This window comes from Bacillus sp. GS3m_15504, assembly GCF_055825275.1.
Genome location: NZ_JBVVNL010000001.1, coordinates 2,889,449 through 2,908,311 on the forward strand (window position 1 = coordinate 2,889,449; position 18,863 = coordinate 2,908,311).

19 protein-coding genes are annotated in these 18,863 nt (G+C 33.7%); 2 read left to right on the top strand and 17 right to left on the bottom strand.

The window, feature by feature from the left end; genetic code table 11:
• Positions 1 to 35: 35 nt before the first annotated feature.
• Positions 36 to 1,001, top strand: a complete 966-nt coding sequence (locus AC0L0O_RS15270) for a patatin-like phospholipase family protein (RefSeq protein ID WP_000686814.1) — start codon at positions 36 to 38, stop codon at positions 999 to 1,001.
• A 108-nt stretch (positions 1,002 to 1,109) separates the two neighbouring features.
• Here AC0L0O_RS15270 and AC0L0O_RS15275 read toward each other — a convergent pair whose 3' ends face one another.
• Positions 1,110 to 1,277, bottom strand: coding sequence for a DUF3933 family protein (locus AC0L0O_RS15275; RefSeq protein ID WP_000816382.1), 168 nt, complete (start codon positions 1,275 to 1,277; stop codon positions 1,110 to 1,112).
• 150 nt (positions 1,278 to 1,427) lie between these two features.
• Here AC0L0O_RS15275 and AC0L0O_RS15280 point away from each other — a divergent pair, with 150 nt between their 5' ends.
• Positions 1,428 to 2,042 carry a LysE/ArgO family amino acid transporter gene (locus AC0L0O_RS15280; protein ID WP_001287296.1) on the top strand — a complete coding sequence of 205 codons (615 nt, stop codon included), beginning with the start codon at positions 1,428 to 1,430 and terminating at the stop codon, positions 2,040 to 2,042.
• Between the two features lie 53 nt (positions 2,043 to 2,095).
• Here the strand turns inward: AC0L0O_RS15280 and AC0L0O_RS15285 are convergent, their stop codons facing one another.
• The 16 genes from AC0L0O_RS15285 to AC0L0O_RS15360 form a co-directional block, all read right to left on the bottom strand.
• Positions 2,096 to 3,325, bottom strand: coding sequence for an MFS transporter (locus AC0L0O_RS15285; protein WP_473785925.1), 1,230 nt, complete (start codon positions 3,323 to 3,325; stop codon positions 2,096 to 2,098).
• Between the two features lie 236 nt (positions 3,326 to 3,561).
• On the bottom strand, positions 3,562 to 3,768 hold the full coding sequence (locus AC0L0O_RS15290) for an alpha/beta-type small acid-soluble spore protein (protein WP_000113545.1): 207 nt from the start codon (positions 3,766 to 3,768) through the stop codon (positions 3,562 to 3,564).
• A 125-nt stretch (positions 3,769 to 3,893) separates the two neighbouring features.
• Complete coding sequence (gene asbF / locus AC0L0O_RS15295; RefSeq protein ID WP_000877695.1) at positions 3,894 to 4,736, bottom strand: petrobactin biosynthesis 3-dehydroshikimate dehydratase AsbF; 843 nt, start codon at positions 4,734 to 4,736, stop codon at positions 3,894 to 3,896.
• Positions 4,737 to 4,773: 37 nt separating this feature from the next.
• Complete coding sequence (gene asbE, locus AC0L0O_RS15300; protein ID WP_000200715.1) at positions 4,774 to 5,757, bottom strand: petrobactin biosynthesis protein AsbE; 984 nt, start codon at positions 5,755 to 5,757, stop codon at positions 4,774 to 4,776.
• Between the two features lie 27 nt (positions 5,758 to 5,784).
• Positions 5,785 to 6,054, bottom strand: a complete 270-nt coding sequence (gene asbD / locus AC0L0O_RS15305) for a petrobactin biosynthesis protein AsbD (protein ID WP_001250564.1) — start codon at positions 6,052 to 6,054, stop codon at positions 5,785 to 5,787.
• Entirely contained in the window at positions 6,051 to 7,289 is a 1,239-nt protein-coding gene (asbC, locus tag AC0L0O_RS15310) for a 3,4-dihydroxybenzoic acid-AMP ligase AsbC (RefSeq protein ID WP_473785848.1), read from the bottom strand. Before asbC ends, asbD begins: the two co-directional genes overlap by 4 nt.
• Positions 7,276 to 9,114 carry a petrobactin biosynthesis protein AsbB gene (asbB, locus tag AC0L0O_RS15315; protein ID WP_473785849.1) on the bottom strand — a complete coding sequence of 613 codons (1,839 nt, stop codon included), beginning with the start codon at positions 9,112 to 9,114 and terminating at the stop codon, positions 7,276 to 7,278. Before asbB ends, asbC begins: the two co-directional genes overlap by 14 nt.
• A 58-nt stretch (positions 9,115 to 9,172) precedes the next feature.
• A complete protein-coding gene (gene asbA / locus AC0L0O_RS15320) occupies positions 9,173 to 10,981 on the bottom strand; it encodes a petrobactin biosynthesis protein AsbA (RefSeq protein WP_000679668.1) in 1,809 nt (602 codons plus the stop codon).
• A 298-nt stretch (positions 10,982 to 11,279) separates the two neighbouring features.
• Positions 11,280 to 11,801: a GNAT family N-acetyltransferase gene (locus AC0L0O_RS15325; protein WP_003158327.1), complete on the bottom strand. Its 522-nt coding sequence runs from the start codon at positions 11,799 to 11,801 to the stop codon at positions 11,280 to 11,282.
• A 97-nt stretch (positions 11,802 to 11,898) separates the two neighbouring features.
• The gene (locus AC0L0O_RS15330; RefSeq protein WP_000119508.1) at positions 11,899 to 12,579 is read right to left on the bottom strand and encodes an MgtC/SapB family protein; all 681 of its coding nucleotides are present in this window, start codon (positions 12,577 to 12,579) and stop codon (positions 11,899 to 11,901) included.
• A 159-nt stretch (positions 12,580 to 12,738) separates the two neighbouring features.
• The gene (locus AC0L0O_RS15335) at positions 12,739 to 13,395 is read right to left on the bottom strand and encodes a YkyA family protein (RefSeq protein WP_000873555.1); all 657 of its coding nucleotides are present in this window, start codon (positions 13,393 to 13,395) and stop codon (positions 12,739 to 12,741) included.
• Between the two features lie 14 nt (positions 13,396 to 13,409).
• Positions 13,410 to 14,231, bottom strand: coding sequence for a peptidoglycan-N-acetylglucosamine deacetylase (locus tag AC0L0O_RS15340; RefSeq protein WP_000409386.1), 822 nt, complete (start codon positions 14,229 to 14,231; stop codon positions 13,410 to 13,412).
• A gap of 100 nt (positions 14,232 to 14,331) precedes the next feature.
• Complete coding sequence (locus tag AC0L0O_RS15345) at positions 14,332 to 15,693, bottom strand: sensor histidine kinase (RefSeq protein WP_000824513.1); 1,362 nt, start codon at positions 15,691 to 15,693, stop codon at positions 14,332 to 14,334.
• Positions 15,690 to 16,379: a response regulator transcription factor gene (locus AC0L0O_RS15350; protein WP_001142163.1), complete on the bottom strand. Its 690-nt coding sequence runs from the start codon at positions 16,377 to 16,379 to the stop codon at positions 15,690 to 15,692. The genes AC0L0O_RS15345 and AC0L0O_RS15350 overlap by 4 nt, the downstream gene beginning before the upstream one ends.
• A 13-nt stretch (positions 16,380 to 16,392) precedes the next feature.
• On the bottom strand, positions 16,393 to 17,640 hold the full coding sequence (locus tag AC0L0O_RS15355; RefSeq protein ID WP_001174812.1) for a lipoprotein: 1,248 nt from the start codon (positions 17,638 to 17,640) through the stop codon (positions 16,393 to 16,395).
• A gap of 159 nt (positions 17,641 to 17,799) precedes the next feature.
• Complete coding sequence (locus AC0L0O_RS15360; protein ID WP_000093643.1) at positions 17,800 to 18,801, bottom strand: LCP family protein; 1,002 nt, start codon at positions 18,799 to 18,801, stop codon at positions 17,800 to 17,802.
• Positions 18,802 to 18,863 lie beyond the last annotated feature (62 nt).

Sequence of the window (18,863 nt, forward strand, 5' to 3'; positions counted from 1 at the left end):
TTTTCAAATTTTTTATGTGAAAGGAAGTAGAATTGATGAAAATTGATGGTGTTTTTGAAGGAGGCGGTGTACGCGGAATTGCGCATGTAGGAGCAATTTGTGCGTTAGCTGAAAAAGGCTATGAATGGGAACGTGTAGCTGGAACATCAGCTGGTTCAATCATCGCTGCGCTCCTAGCAGCAGGATACTCTTGCTCAGAGCTAAAAACGATTATAACAAATATTGATTATGATAAATTTACGAAGAGAACCTTTATTGACAGAATCCCGTTTATTGGAAAAGGATTAAGCGCATGGACTACTCTTGGTATTTACTCTAATATTTTTATCGAAGAATGGATTGAAGAATTACTTCGAAAAAAAGGAGTTCACTTATTTACAGATTTACCTGATTTAAATAAGCTTAAAATTATCGCTTCTGATATAAGTAATGGTAAAATGGTTATCTTTCCTGATGACTTACCGAACTACGGATTTTTAAATTATCGCTTCTCTATTGCGAAGGCTGTAAGAATGAGTAGTACAATCCCCTTCTTTTTTGAGCCGGTAAAATGGCGAACCCCAAAATGGAAACAACCTTGTTATATGGTTGATGGAGGGATTTTAAGTAATTATCCAATTTGGATTTTCGATTCACCTACCTCTCCTCGCTGGCCAACTTTTGGATTTCATTTCGTAAAAGATGATATCCAAGCTGACCCTGCTCACTATAACGAGCCTATCTCCATGTTCAAAGGACTATTTAAAACAATGATGCAAGCCCATGATTTACGTCATTTAGACAAAGAATCAAAAGCAAGAACAATTACAATTCCAACTGGGGCCATTACTAGTACAAACTTTGAGTTAACAATAGAAGAAAAAGAGTGGCTATACAATTCTGGATATAACGCCGCAAATAAGTTTTTACAATCATGGAATTTCAGACAATATATTAATGAATATAGAAACGGAAATCATAATCGAAAAACAAATCGGTATTTCCGTCAACTTGACTCATAATACTATTATTTTTCATATGAGCACACGTAACGCTTTCAAAAAAATAAGCCTAGTAATATTATATATTACTAGGCTTATTTACTTCCTGCGTAATTTATTATACGTTGCTTACGGATACGTTAAACCGTCAGCTTCCTCCGCAGTAATAACTGTGTATCGATTTCCCGTTCGTAATCCTAACAATTCTGCTTTTTCAATCGCCTCCTGCTTCGTCTCCGCATAAGCAGCTAAATATTTTTCTCCATTGATAATTTGGCAAATTACATATTGTTTCATTACTTTCTCCTCTTACTTTTTCATTAATTGTGCAAGTTTTTTTATACCTATTTCAATTTCTTCTAATGTTGCGTATGAATATGAATACAAATTTTCATTTCTTCTATACAATATACACTATCATAATAAATTTAAATAGGAGATAATATGATGAGTGAGGCAATTATTCATGGTATCATTCTTGCATTTGGTCTTATCATTCCATTAGGCGTCCAAAATGTTTTCGTCTTTAACCAAGGTGCGAGCCAACCAAATATTTGGAGAGCAGCCCCTGTAGTATTAACTGCCTCTATATGTGATACGTTACTCATATTGATAGCGGTACAAGGTGTCTCCCTTGTACTCCTTACTTTTTCTTGGCTAACTAACTCGCTATATATAATTGGATTTTTCTTTCTCCTATACATGGGCTTTGTTATTTGGAGAAGTAACCCTTCCAACGATGTAAAACAAGAAAAAAGTATGCCCTTAAAAAAGCAAATCCTTTTCGCCGCATCGGTTTCTTTATTAAATCCACATGCAATTTTAGATACAATCGGTGTAATTGGAACCAATTCTATTCAATACATAGGAAATGAAAAATGGGCTTTCACACTTGCAACTATTATCGTTTCTTGGATTTGGTTTATAAGCTTAGCTGTAGCGGGGAAATTTCTAAAAAGACTAGACTCAACCGGAAAGACAATCGTATTATTAAATAAATTCTCTGGTCTCATCATATGGGGTGTTGCACTTTATATGTTAAAACAAGTTATTTATTCTTAGTGAACGAAAGAGAATTGCATGTTACTGAAAACATCATGCAATTCTCTTTCAAATTATGAAGTAGGTTCCGGTTTCTGTTTTACGTTCTTTGCATCTTTTGCTGGTTTAATCCAAATGATCGCTATAACAGCACCGATAGCAGCGAAAATACTTGTTAAATAAAACACTTCATGGTCAGTACCTTTCATGAAAAAAGAGTATAGAGGCGGTCCAGCTGCTACACCGATAAATCGCATAGAACTATAAAATGACGTAACCGTTCCCCTTTGCTCCTTTTCAATCCCTTGTGTAATGAGAGCATCTAAACATGGGAGTGCCATACCAATTCCTATCCCCATAATAACGAGACAAAGAAGTAGTAAATAAATCCCTTTTATAAATAAAGGAATGATAACTGATGTAGCAGCCATTAAAAAACCAATATAAATACACTTCTTCATCACATTTTGATTATCTCCAATTTTTTTACCAGCCATATATGAACTAAGTGACAGTACAAGTAACGGAATCGCAAGTACACACCCTTTCCATATACCATGAATGTCATACTTTGATTCCAATATAGTTGACAAATAAAAGAGAATTCCGAATAAAATAAGCATAATAATTGCACCTAATGCAAAAATGGCAATCAACCATCTTCCCTTTTCTCGAAACGTAGCGACAATAGATTTGATAAACTCTTTAAGTGGCGGTACTTCTCCTTCTTGTTTCTTTGCCTTTACTAGAACAAGTAATAAAACAATTGATACTATGCATAAAACTGGAATCGCCCAAAATGGTAAAAACCATACAATGGCAGCAAGAGCAGATCCTAAAATAGGGCTCAACACTTTCCCAAATGTATTGGATGTTTCTATGATTCCTAAACCTGTACTAACTTGTTTTTCATCCTTGTATAAATCACCAACACACGGTATAACAACTGGCATTGCACCAGCAGCACCAATACCTTGAATCGCTCTACCAATCAATATCCAAGTGTAGGGATTATCAACTTTCCAAGATACCCAACCAGTTATCGCTCCTCCTATGGCCGCAATCAGCAAACTCGGAACCATTACCATCTTTCTCCCCCATCGATCTGATAAATAACCAGCAATCGGTATAAGTAGAATGGCTACGATAGAGTAAATTGTAATAATCATGGATACTTGAAACGATGAAATATGTAATTTTTTTCCAATTGTCGGCAGGATTGGAATGAGCATTGAATTCCCTAATGTCATAACAAGTGGAACTGATGCAAGCGCAATTAAACAACAGTTTTCTTTTTTTAACATGTTGGCTTCGAAACCTTTCATCATATATTTCTTACCATGTAATAGCCCTGCTGGAACGTAATTTTTCATTCCACCAGGGCTATTACATCTTTACTACTTCCCATTCACAACAAAAGAAATTGGGGAAAACATAGTATTATTCCTATTCTTTGAATCCAGTTCACAATATATCCATACCAATTAATTGAAAAAAAAAGAAAGGAAGAATCCTTCCTTTCTCCTATAACCTTCTACAATTAGCGAGTATAACCGCCACCAAGTTGTTGTTCTGCCATCGCTACTAGGCGTTTTGTAATTTCACCGCCTACAGAACCGTTTGCACGTGAAGAAGTATCAGCGCCAAGTTGTACACCAAACTCTTGTGCAATTTCATATTTCATTTGATCTAAAGCCGCTTGTGCTCCATGTGATGCTAATTGATTAGAATTACGATTTCTAGCCATTACCAATCACCTCCTTATTTATATATAAATTGTGTTAAATTTTAATTTAAATACATGGTAATTTTTGGTTATTAATATTTTTAAAAAAGAGTCTCTACAATGAGAGACTCTTTCATCATTTTATATTAAGAAGTTACTACTTCTAAATTTCTATTTGTTAGTACTTTCATTTCTGCTTTTAATATATCTTTCGCATTATGTCCAAACCATTCGAGTGAAGCGAAATGATCAGTATCTCTCACTTCCTGAATAATCTCATCATAATTTACAATGCCTTCAAATAATGGAACCATACCAGTACGATTTCCCGCTGCTGCATATACATTATTCGGTTCGAACACATGTAAATAATCTGCTGAAGATATATTCTTAAAATGGTAATGTTGTATCCACGGTCTTAGTTGCTGGAAGCTGTCAACTGGATCTGCACCAGACTCCCATATATGAAGAAAATCAAGATTTATTTTCAAATTCGGATGATCTACTTCGCCTAATAATTCCAAAGTAGAAGGCAACGTATCCGTTAACGTATTTGGGTGTGTTTCTAAAAGTACATACATATTATGCTGAGCAAATAATTCACAAATCATGCGAATACGATTCACATACTCTTGTCTCTCTTGTTGCGAAAAATCTGCACTACCTTTTTGTCCAGCAAACGTACGAATTTTGTTCGTTTTAAACCAATTAGCTAGTATTGCAAGTTGTTCACATTTCTCTATCGTTTTTTCAAAATCTGCCGATAATGATATGTCTAAGTAATCACTTATCATCGTAATTTCCAAGGTTTTATCCTTTAAACAATTCAATTCTCGTTCTGTCGTTTCATACTCCTGCATATACAAATTTTGTGCATGAGTCCCCCATAATTCAATGCCTTCAAAACCGTTTTCATATGCAAATTGAACAATATCAGTAAATGAAATTAATTGATGGCGAAATGAAATGGTACATAGTGAATATTTCATAGGTTTGAACTCCCTTATCTTAAATTCAGTAAAGTTTTTAAAATACTAAGACAGACTCATTTGATTTCATTTCTTTCCATGATAAAAACTGTCTCTCTAATTCAGTCTTGATTTGTAGTTCAATTGCATTCATTTCATCCAGCTTTTCAACAATTGATAATAACATACCTTTATTATTTGTCATTGCCATTTTAATTGCACGATACTGTACATTTGTAAATCCTTGTACAATATCTTCTACCCGATCACACCAATAATCAAATTCTTGCTCCGAATATTGCAACGTTTCACGGAAGTATGCAAAGGCATGTTCATAACTATATTTACGAATTGCAAGTACTGGTATTTGTTTTACTGCCGCTACAAGACCAGAAAGCAAATACCCTTCTTCTTCATTTGCCATTTTTATAATTAAGTTTTTCAGCTCCATAGTCAGTTCATTGTCGTTTCTTTTAAAAGTTTCTATGAAATAACTCGCTACCATTTCTGCTGTTGGCTCCTGAATTTCTTCTACATCAATGAAATATCCTCCACCAAATGGGTTATCTTGAACAGAGTAAAGTACTTTTTCTCTTTCCATATTCCCTTCCCAGCGAAAATCAGGATCTAGCATGAACCACTCTTCTTCTTTCTCTGTCTCAGATATCATTAAATAATGCGGAAACGGTTTTTGATGAAATTTATTTTCCCTCTCTGGTAATAGAGACATATCGACCATTACAATGACATAGCGATTCTCTGGCTTATTTTCTACTAATTGTAAAAATGTTTCTACATTACTATCTTTATCTTTTGCATGGTCATACCATTCGTTCACTTTCATACCATACAACTTTTCATACCATAATAAATAATGATCATGGTTAATATTTTCGGAGTGATACGAAATAATGCCACCTTCTGTTATATCAAAGTCTCCATCCCATAGTCCAAAATAAAATGGGCGAAAATCTATGTCGCTACGCCTTTTTATAATTTCACAAAAACAACTCACTAAACAGTGCACTTTAATTGAAGTCATACTATCATCCACTTTCCTAAAGGTTAGTTATTCATTTACGTCCTGTAACGGCTGCAACTCCTCCATAAAATCAAGCAAAGATCCTACAGTAAGAAATGCTTTTGGGTCTACCTCATCCTCTGGAACGCATAGCTTTACATCCATTTCTATATATACAATGAGTTGTAACATCATTACTGAATCAATATATAAATCTTGATTTAAACGCATCGTTTCTTCTAAATGCGTTACATTTTTCAGTTCCATTTTTTCTGTCATAATTTTTAATACAGCATTCTTTAACGCTTCCCGTCTCATGTTGTAACCTCTCCCATCTCTAGTAACTTTCTACTTACTTTTCCAGTTTTATTTTTCGGAATTTCAGTTACACTTTCAATCTCATGCGGAACTTTATAAGATGGTAAATGCTGCATACACCATTCTCTTATTTGAACTGGATCAATATGAGAGATTACTTTCGCTTTAACAATTTCCCCCATGACAGGATGTTTCCCTCGATATACAATCGCCTCTTGCACACCTTCCAATCGAAGCATCGTTTCTTCTACCTCTAGAGGAAACACTTTTAATCCTGAAACGTTAATCACATCGTCCATACGCCCCATAAAATGAAGCCCACGCTCAGATTTATACCCTAAATCTTTCGTGAAAATTTCCTTATCATTCATTTTCACTATGATTTCTTCCGGTGCATTTTCATCTGAACCTATACTTATACTCGCATGAGGTAGCGGGTTTCCTAAATCTAAATGGCTTTTCATATCATGACATATACTAATACAACCTGCTTCAGAACAACCGTATTGTTGCATCATATATGTTGTCGTTTCTTTTAGTTTATAAAATAATGCTTCTGGCAAAGGTGCTCCGGATGTCATAATTTTATGAAACTGAAACGTTCCTTGCGGAAAACTCCCCATAATATGTAGCATAAGTGGTACTGCATATACGATATGTTTTTCTGTATTGCGAACTATATTTAATGCGAATTTAGGGTTTTTATTCGTAATGATGATAGGTTTGCTTCCCCTCGTAATTGCAGATAACGTACCACATATTAGTCCGTATGAATGTGAAACAGGAGCCATAACAATCGGTACTTCATCTATTTCACAGTTTAAAGCTTCATTATAAGCCTTAATTTCTGTATCAACTTCCGTCCATGCTCTACGAATCAGTTTCGGTTCTCCTGTAGTTCCAGAACTATATTGCAATAAAGAAGGCTCTTCTGCTAAATAATTCACTGCTTCTAATTTCGTAAAATCGCTATTTTCTCCATATAAAATTCCGATACAATTTGCACGCTTCGCCATTTCAATAGCCGTTTCTTTTGGCGTATCTTCATGTATAAGTAACACGGATGATTTCTTTTCTTTTAAGAAAAACACAAGCGTAATAATATCGAATGGATCTTTCAGACAAAGTGCAAATCTATTTCCTGCTGCTTCTTGAAATTGTTCCATTTCCTCATAAGCTTGTAATCTCAAATCAAAATCACTTTTGCTATACTCTTCTCTATTAACAATTAGCATAATTTCCCCCTGTAGCAACTGATTTTTGTATGTTAAGTTGTCTTGCTCTATACAATGGATTTGGAACTTCATGAACTAGCGATTCCACATCTATATACAATCGACGCTTCGTTAATTGCTCCGCATAGAATGTAGGAGTGTATAGCTGAATACTTTCAAATCTATCTTTCAAATGTGGATATTTTCTAAAATGATTTTCAATTTCTTCGACCACTATCATCCAAAAGCTTTCTTCTTTCCATTCATATTTATCCGCAAGTACGAAAGCTAACTCTCCTACATTAAATAAGAACAGTGCATCTAGTACCATCTCTTGTAAACATTCGATACGATCCATTTCAAAGAAATCATTCATTTTTCCATTCGCATACGTTTTATGCATTTTAGTAAAGTCCGGACATTTATTCATTTCTTTTAAGAATGGACGATAAAACTCAAGTCCTTCATGAAAATCCTTTAATGCAATACGGACAGGTAATCCTTCTTTATGAACTAAAATCATATTTTGACCGTGTGATTCGAGTGCGATCCCATGCTCTACAACAAGATGTATAACTGGTATAATCGCTTTTTGAATAAGTAATCGCAGCCAATTCTCTATCCCATATTTGTTTAACCATGCATCAATAATGGGTGTTCCATCTTTCTCTTTTGCATATAATCCGTTAAAAGGAACTGCATCCTCTTGCTCACCTAAATAATGATGAACACTTTCACGCCAAATACACCCTAATGAACCATATGTGGCTTTCTTATTCGTATCATACATTACGCTCGAAAATTCCTTTAACAAAATTACACGTGATTCATCCCTTAAATAAGAATCTTGACTTACGACATTACTTAACCAATTCGATATAGCTGGTGCACTCGCAACTGAATATGGTTTCAGCGTACGGAGTGTCGAAGTGTTAAGTATGTTCAGCGATACCTTTACATATGGTCTCTTTGGATTCGTAACATTTCTTAACGTTCTCATAGATTGTTGCGCACAATAATCATCCGCTGATTCCCCTAAATAAATAATACCTTTATCCTGTATATCCTCAGCGTAATTTGAAATGATAAAATTTTCCCACTGCCAAGGGTGAACAGGTATAAACAAATACTGCTTTGGATCATATCCCATACTGTGAATTCGTTCCTTATACGCTTCTAATTTACGCTCACCTACTTCGCTTTTTAAAATTTTGTCATAAATCACTTCATTTTCATAACCTACAGTGGCATTTTTCTTATGCGCTGCGATCCATATAAGTTTTATTGGCCTCATAAATTCATATCCATATCGAAAATTGTCTCGATATTGAAACCCAATGCGCGCTTTATAGCTAGGATGATACGGGTGACCGTCAATTAAATGGTTTTCCAATTCATCGTATGATTTTTGAGTATATTTCAACTTATTACATCTTTCATATTGTGCAATCGTATCTTTAAATATCGTTTGTTCTAATTCGTGAATAAAAGAATCTAATTTCGTTTGTTCTACGTTAACAACTCGAAAAACTTCTTCCAAAAATTGCGCCACTGATTGTATTTCTTGTTTTCCATCTTGAACTCTTACTATTAATGAATCTATAGAGATACGTCCAAATGTTATTCGTTCTCTTCCGTAACATTCGTACGTGACACTTTTATTGTCCTCATCAAGTCCTTGTATAAGAAAAAGAATTTGTTCTTCTTTTTCTATACGAGCTGGCGTAATGATCCCCTCATAAATTAACGACTCTACTAATTGACGTAAAACTCTTCTTCGTACTGAAATATAATCTTCTGACTCAATCGCTTTCAATATTTTCGTATGATACATATCCATTCTCATACCCCCTCTACCTTGCATAAAATGCCATTATTTGTATTACGTGAAATTTTAACCTTATTTATGAACGAACAGCCACTTCTCTAACGAGCGGATTCTGTACTTGTACGTAAATTGCTTGTTCTAAAGGATTACTTAACTCGTCGACATCGAAAAATCTCGTTAATAAATTTGCTTTACATGCCAACTTATCCTCTTCCAACAATTCTCTTAAAAAGGTAGAAGGTTCACGATTATATGGAAGGAACGATTCAAGTACAGTTCTTAATTCCGTGAGGAGAATTTCCTCCCTAATTAATCCAGCTGTACCAAATCCGTTAATGAGTCCAAACATATGATTAAAAATTAAGTAGTAACGAAATCTTTCATCTACAATATAGTCGTCATATAAATTTCCAGTACGTTCTCCAATACCAGCTAACTCATTATTAAGCATCTCTTTCATTGAATTACAGAAATAAAAACCTTGATTATCACGGAAATAATATTTGACCGGATAACCATCCTTTAGCTGAACAACGCTATTTTGCTGATGAGCTTCTAATGCAACACCATACTGTAAATACATCCATACCATCGGCTTTAAAGAAATATTCATATATCGTCTAAACCACTCTAAACTTACTTCTTCACAGCTTCTACTTTCTAAATCTGCTAGGCGATGAATAATATTTGATAAACGAGTACGTTCTCCAGGGATAGCGTCTTGCACTAGCCCTGCAATTAATGTAGCGTCATTGGCATGTTCGCTATAAAAAGGATTCTCTCGAATAATCACTTCAAATCCAGATTCTTGTGTTCCATAATTTAATGTAATAAAGGCTGGATCGCAAATGAAATCAAAGCCTGGAAACTTTTTTAACACTTCACCAATCGCCGTATTTAACATTGCCTTCCCTTCAAGACCACTCTCTAATTCCTTTAATTTATTAATGCGCATTGAATTTGTTACTTTTACTGGAAATGAAAACTTAAGCATATACTTTGCGTCAGGATGATATAACGTCCTAAGTGATGATGTTGCCATATAACACTTACCGGTAGGACCGATATATTCAAGTACTCCTTGCTCTATCCAATCCTGAACGTAAGGTTGGTGTAATAACCACTCTGCCTGAAGCGGATGAATTGGAAGTAATGAATATTCATCTTCATTACAATACTTCGATATAAATTCCTTACTAACCATCTCATCATTGCGTAACTCTTCTTTTAAAATTACTGTTGTAGAATCTAATAATAATGATTTTTCATTCACAATACTTTTATGTGCCCGAAAATAATGCAGCTGGCATTCTCCTTTTAATTCTGGAGAATACATCGCACTTTTCCATTCCAAAATACCTTGTCTACTCTTTGGAGTTGGATGCGTTAAATGTCCAAATAATAAAGATTGCTCCGCCTCTATAAAGGATGTATGGAAACCGTATAATGCAGATGTATCTTCTTTTCTCTCTTTTGTAAATTCCTCAATATTTTGACAACTACGAATAACTCGAAGCATAAGTTCAGCAGGGTTCGTCCCTTCTCCGTAGTTGATAGACATCTCTTTTATTAAGAATGTTATAACTGTAACGTAATCTGCTTTCATAACAGAATTACTATCTCCCATTTGGTAATAAAATTGTTCTCCAAACAAATGGCGATCTGTTGGTGATTTATATATAACTTCTCCATACAAAGTAATGTTTTGTGCCGATAACCGACAGCATAAATAAGTAGAGCAAGTATCTCTTTGAAATGAATGGTAGAAAATATCCTCTATCCTTTTATCCTCTGTAATCCATTCTCCACTTCCTGTTTCTCTTAAATAACAATTTAAAAAACTTTGTATTGTTGCATGTTCCGCGATTTGTTTCGCATGCTTCATACTTGCCCTCCTCTTTCTATAAACACTATCGGAATTTCATATTACAATCGATAATTGAATATCGTTATCAATTATGATTCTAATTGATAACGATATTCAATTCAATAGTATATTTCAGAATTTTTTTATCTGATTTAATTTTTCTTGTTTTCCCTCTTTTCTTTAATCTAGTTAAAAGTACACGAAAAAAATACTCAGTTTCAAACTACATACTTACTATTTTTCATTAGTAATCTATCCAAAATAGTTAAACAAAAGAGGTATACCTTAATTGGTATACCTCTTTTAAACATTTAGTTTACATAATAATATTATTTATATTCTTCCAACAATACGCTGTCTCTTCCACCTGTACTCGTTCTAAAAATTTCGTATCCATTTTTTCTGGATTAAATTTTTCATAAAACTTCTTAGAAGGATTATTCGTAACAACCCAAACTAATAGCGATTGCATATCATTGTTTTTACAATCCGATAAGAAAGCTTGAAATAACTTTTGTCCTATTTTCATTCCTTGATACTCTTGTAAAAGGTAAATCGCATATAATTCTCCCTCACAATTGTATGTACCAGTTCTTTCTACTCCTCCATCGATGAATCCAACTATTTCTCCATTTAACGTCTCTGCTACAAATCTAAATTGATGGTTACTTTCTTTTTGAAAAATGTTTTCCCATTGTTTTTCTCGTTGCTCATATGTTATATTTTCTAAAATCTCGTTAGGGAATATGTCTTTATATGTTGTTTTCCAACTATCAGCGTGAACTTTTGCTATACATGGTATATCATCTTTTATCGCTCTTCTAATACGTACCTCCATCATTCTCTCCCCCCTTGTTTACTCATCATCATATCAATTTTCCCCTTAAAAAACCAAATAAAAAAGAGTGAATTTACTTCACCCTTTTTTCTTACAATTATCTACTTTCCACTTCAACTGAAACAACACGATCTATCTCTTTTAGTGAACTATACAGCTCAGTTGTATATAAATCTTCTGGAGCTAAAATAACCATCTCCAATTGCTGAAATGCTCCACTATCTATATCTTTAATCTTCACTCGTTTTACATGCATACCTAAATTTTTAATTTGCTTAAATATACCATCCAACTCATGATGCTCTTTTACAGTAATTTTTATAGATAAATCTTTTTGTCTTAATGAATACGGTCCTGCAATTTTCACAAGTTGCGGAAGTACATTAATTGCTAAAATAATTAAAATCATAGCAACCGTCGCTTGTAAATAAAATCCTGCTCCAATCGCAATACCTAAAGCTGAAGCAGCCCACACCATAGAGGCGGTCGTTAATCCAGAAATAACATCATTACTTCTTCGTAAAATAACACCTGCCCCAAGAAAACCAATTCCGCTCACAATTTGAGCAGCTAAACGCATGGGATCCATATTTGTATGCCCTGGAACAGAATATACATGTACGGATTCAATTGAAACCATCGTAATTAAACAACTTGCTACAGAAATAACCATACTTGTTTTCACACCAAGCGGTTTATTCTTTAGCTGCCTATCTATCCCGATGAATAATCCTAAAAAGAGTGCTAAACCTAATTTGAGTAAAAATTCATATGACATATTTCCATTCTCCTTACTTTACAATGTTTCCCTTGGAATAATTCACTATAACTCTTTTATGATATCAATTCCAGTCTTTTCTATTCATTTAACGTAAAAAACCGAAAAAACATTTGTGATAATGTTTCTCCGGCTTTTTATTACGCTTAAAACTCTTCTTTATTTCTTATCTTTAATCTTAATCTCTGCATCTTTGTAGAATGCTAATTTACTGTCATTATACTCTTTTGTAAAATTGTTAAATTGCTCTTTTGATTTTTGTGCTTCCACAGTTAATTCATTAACAGCCTTAACTTTTTCACCAATCTCTTTTAATTTCGTTTCTTTTACTTTTAATTTTTCATACAATTCTTTTTCAGTCGCTAACGCCTTCGTATAATTTTCATTCATCTTTTGGAATGCATCATAACGATTTTTATACGACTCTTCTACTGCTTTCGCTTGTTTTTGTAACTTTTTATCTTCAAGCTTCTCTATATTTCCTTGAACGGATTTCGTTTCTTTCTGAGCTTTTTCTAGCATTTCTTTCTCATTTTTCAATACTTTTTCACGGTCATCTACATTTGCAGTAGCTTGCTCTATTTTCTTCATAACAGCGTCATTATGATCTTTACCTTCTTGCAAAATTTGAGAATATAGTTCTTGGCCTTCCTTCTCTAACTTCTCTAATTTTTTCGCTTCATCAACTAATGATTTTTCTTGTGTCGCCGCTGTTTCAAAAGCTGTATATAGGTTTTCTTCTGGTTTTTCACCGAAGCAACCTGTTAATAGTCCTACTGATAGAGCTCCAACTACTGCTACTTTTCCATACTTCAACGTTCATTCCTCCATTACATACGGTTATCATGCCAGAAATTCACTGGGAAGTGACTTTCTTCATGATAAGCTTCAAACTCATAACCCTTTTCTTTTAACCCTTTTAAAATTGCTGGCACAGCAGCTACTGATTGCGGATGAATGTCATGCATTAAAATGACTTCTTGTGGTTTTGTTGCATTTGTTAATACATTTTGAGCAATTTGTGCTGCAGCTGCATCAACTTGCATTTTGTTATATTTCCAGTCTAATGAATCAATTGTCCAATCCCACACTTTAAAGCCGCCTTCTACCACTTTATTTCGAAGACCTTCATTTAATCCTGGCATCGAACCGTATGGTGGACGTGTTAATTTAGGTGATTTCCCAATAATATTGGCGATTAAGCTTTGATCCTCTTTCATCTCATTTACATACTCGCCATTCTTATATAACTTTGCAAAATTATGCGTCATACTATGCATTCCTACATAATGACCTTCTGCATTTTCTCGTTTCACTAAATCTGGAAACTCTTTTACATTCGCTCCAATTAAAAAGAATGTCGCTTTCGCATCATGTTGTTTTAACGTATTTAATAATTCAGCCGTATATTTCCCTGGGCCATCATCAAATGTAAGATAAGCAACTTTCCTTTCCTTGCCATTAAAACGACTTGGTGCCGTTTTATTCATTTCTACTTTTGGTTGTTCACTTGCGAGTTGTACTACATTTTCTTGTTTTGCAACAGCCTTTGCTGGTGAAGTAATGGATTGAAACATGAAATACCCAATTGCTACTGCTGCAATCGCTATTAAAACGAATACTACTCGTTTAATTTTAAAAGCTTTTTCCATTCTATCGAATTCCTCTCCCTATTAATCTTATATATAAATCACCCAATATAATTATACATCTATTTATTTTATTACACTATATAAACAGACTTTATATGTATTATAATGGGAGTTTTATCAAAATGGTCGTTCCTATTCCTTCTTTACTTATAATATTTATTGTACCTCCATGAAGCTCCACCATTTTTTTAACGATAGCTAAACCAAGACCAGCACCTGTAGCATGATTATTAATCTGGTAAAATGACTGTTCTATATACGGTAAATGCTCTTTAGCAATTCCAATCCCATCGTCTTTCACCTTTATGACTGCTTGTCCTTCATTTTTAGTCGCTTCAATATATACTTTACCATTTTCATGTGAATATTTAATGGCATTTTGAACAATATTCAAGAAAATTTGCTTTAGCCTATTTCGATCTCCTATCAATTCAATTCGTTCTATAGTTTTGATGAATTGCATTTTCTTCTCTTCAGCATTAGGAGTTAATTGCCAAATCGTCTCCTCTAGTATATCGTATAATTGCACCTTTTGTTTATATAAATTAAAATGATTTGATTGCAACCTTGAAAAATCTAGCAATTCTTCTACTAAATGAATTAATCTGTCTGTCTCACCTGAAATAATCCCCATGCCTTGCTTTATTTCTTCTTCCGTTAAATGATCTACCGTTTTTAACGTTTCACTCCAACCCTTAATTCCAGTTAAAGGGGTTCGTATTTCATGAGAAATAGAAGCAATAAATTCATTTTTCATCTGTTCCGCTTTTTCTATTTTATCAGACATATGATTTAAACTATGTGCTAACTCACCTAATTCACCAGGATAATCTTCTTTAATTTTCTTCTTTAATGTACCTTCTGCAATTTGAGAAGAAGCATGAATTATAGATTCGATTGGTTTAACAAATGAATTCGCTAATCGTCTACTAATTAAGAATACAATTCCTGAAATAACAATACCTACACAAATCGTAAACATAATAATTTCAATAATCTTGGCATTTACATGTGTTAATACAGTCGTATATTTTAAAACACCAATCGTTTGTCCTTGATGAATCAGCGGACTAATCACTTCTAATTGTTTCACTTTGTCCTTCGTAGTAGTCACTTGGTGGTACATTTCTCCTTCTAGTAACGAATACGGAATAACTACTTTACCCTCTGTCTTTTCTCCACTTGACGATTGTATAATCGTACCATGTCGATCAATTAATTGTAATTCGGTTCCTTCTAACTGAAAACTCTCAATTATATCCCCGCTATATTCTTGCAAACGAATAAAGTATAATGAATTGTATTCAGAGAAAAATCGTGTACTTGTCTTCGCATGAGATTCTACATATTGCACAATACCATTATAATAATATCGGTAAACGGAGACTGAAAATACGACTTCAAATAATACAAGCATAAGTATAATGACCGTCATAAAATATAAAGTCACTTTTCTTTTCATCTTATACTTTCCTTCCACACATATCCTTTTCCCCACACAGTAAGAATAAATTCAGGTTCTGATGGATTACACTCTATCTTTTGACGTAACCGCCTCATATTTACATCTACTACTTTCGTCTCTCCTACATAATTCGTTCCCCAAATCATATTTAAAATTTCATCACGTGAAACCGGTTTTGAAGCCTGATTCATTAAATACTGTAATATCATATACTCTGTAGGGGTTAAATCGACTAGTTGTCCACTTTTATATAATCTTTCTTCTATTATATTTAATAAAAACGGACCAGATGTGATAGTATTCGCTTTTTCATCATGTACTTCTATTCTTCTTAGTAACGATTGTATACGTGCAGTTAGTTCCACAGGACTAAATGGCTTTGCGATATAATCATCTGCACCAATTCCTAACCCTTGTACTTTATCTTCATTTTGTACGCGCGCGGTTAACATAATAATACCTATTTTTTTATTTTCTTCCCGGATTGCTTTACAAACTTGAAAACCATCCATTCCCGGTAACATTACATCAAGTAAAGCTACATCTACAGTATGTTCACATAAAATTTGTAACGCTTCTTCTCCAGTACTGGCTTCTAGTACATAAAATCCAGCACGTTTCAAATTTAGGACAATAAAACTACGAATAGGCATTTCATCTTCTAAAACTAAAATTGTTGGCATCATTTCCACCTCCCTACTCTTGTTGATAATCCGCTAGCGGCTTTACATATGCTTTCACTTTTTCAAAATGTGGTTGTTTCGGTACAGCATATACGTGAGAAGCTGTTTTAACTGCTGCGCTGTATCCTTTTATTCCAAACCATTCTTTCCGCTTAAATATATGAACTTCAAGCCATGTTTCATTTGTACTTGTCTCCAAAAACTTTTGAGAATTTGATTCCTTTTGCTCATCTGATATCGTAATTTTTCCTATTAACTCTTTAGGAATTTTCACATAATATCCCTTTTCTATATCGATATATCTTTCTTCAATTGGCTTAATCCCCGATTCACTCCACTGTATGTAACGTTCAAAGAGCGGACTATCACCATGTGGTTTATCTTCCCAACCTTTTGGACGTACAGTACGAACAAATTCAATAATGCCGTCTTCATTAACATCTTTACTTTCTACAACATATTCATTGAACAAATCTTCTTTCCCATCTATAGGTAATACCTCATAATGATTCTCATCAAATTTTGCTACATACGTTATACCTGAATGAGCACCAACTCCTGCATCAATTACAATCGCCTTTAGTGATTTAGAAATACGGCCCATTTGTATTCTTTGAATGCTATTTATAAATGGATCGAATGATGCTTCAGATAACGTCTTAAATTGTTCAATGAACTCAACTATCAACTTCTCATCTTTTTCATACGTAACAAGACTTAAATCTTTCAGTCCATTTTTATTTAGATCGTCTATGAATAACTTCGTATAATTCCGATTATATATTTCCCTCATATCTTCATTTTCTTCCGAAAAAACATACATAACATGTTTTAACGATTCACGGTCTACAGAGATCCCGATTAACAACTCTCGTTTCCCGTTTCCTGTAAAATCACCAACTTCAACAATATCTACATCTCCACCATTAAATTTATGTGTAGACTTCGTTTTCCAACCATTCCCGTTTTTTTCGTATACGGCTAAATATACACTATGATCTGCATTCGGCAATTTATAAAATATAACGGCTTCTTTCTTATTATCTTGTTTAAAATCCATTGACCAAATCATCTGTTTATCTTTATTAGACATTGGAGTAAGCAATCGATAATTAACAGGCAAATCTTTATCTATTTGCTCTTTTAGTTCATTAATCCATTTCTCATTGGCAGGAGCTTCCATTAAATTTGTTGGAGCTTCAGACATTTTACATCCAGTCAATATAAAAATGATTCCCATAATGCCTATCCATTTCTGCATATAATATCTTTCCTCATTACAGATTTTCATTATTTCTCTTTACTTTTTACTTCTCCAATATTCTCATACATATGAGTATAATTTTTCTACAATAAAAAATCGTTACAGAAAAGTTACAAATCGCGATAAAAAAAGATTGGCAGAAGCCAATCTTTTTTATTATTCATTTCGAACTGATTTTGGTGTTACACCTAGATGCTGATTCAATTTATTTGAAATGTCTTTTACATTTTTTTCGTTTGGAATGTAATAATAAATACCTCCGATACGTTTATCCGTACCTTCTATTTGCATTTTTTCCATTTCTAAATTAGATCCTGCCATATTTTTCGTAATAGCAAGCATATCATCGAAAGTTAAGTTCGTTTTCATATTTTTATCAACTGCATCCAGTAAAGAGCCCATTTTGCTAATTGATTGGACAGACATCGCTTTTTTGGCAATTGCTTCAATTACAAGTTGTTGTCTTTGACCACGCATTGCATCACTATCAATTTTACGTGTTCTTGCAAGCGCAAGTGCTTGTTCTCCATTTAAATGTTGGTAGCCTTTCTCTAAATGAATCATACCTGCTTGGTCTTTACTATCTTGTTCAGTGAAAGTAACTGGTACATCGATATCAATACCACCAAGTGAATCAACAATTTGTACGAATGACTCAAAGTTAAACTTCACATAATAATCAACAGGAACATTTAAAAATCTTTCCACCGTATCGCGTGTACTTTCAACACCACCAAATACGTGTGCATGTGTAATTTTATCTAATTTTTTTCTAGATGGAATATATACACGAGAATCACGCGGAATACTTACTAATTTAACTGATTTATCATCTTTATTAATTGTTGCTAATAAAAGTGCATCTGTGCGAACGGCTTCACCATATTGACTTTTTCTCATTTCACTACCGTCTACACCCATAATTAAAATAGAGATGTTATCCTTTAAAGGTTCAACTTCTTTATCACGCTTCGATGACTTATCAATTTGTGCATACGCGTCACTTACTACTGCTTTTGCTTTATTATATATTAACGATCCATATCCTACTCCTCCAAAAATAAGTAAGAACAATGGAATTATAATGAACCATTTTATTGATTTTCTTTTAGAACGTTTTTTACTGCTTCTCGTATTTTGTTCTAATTCAGAGCTCATATCCATTCGCCTCTCTTTCTCTTTCCCTAGTATAATGTATGTCTAGTAATCTTCATATTGAA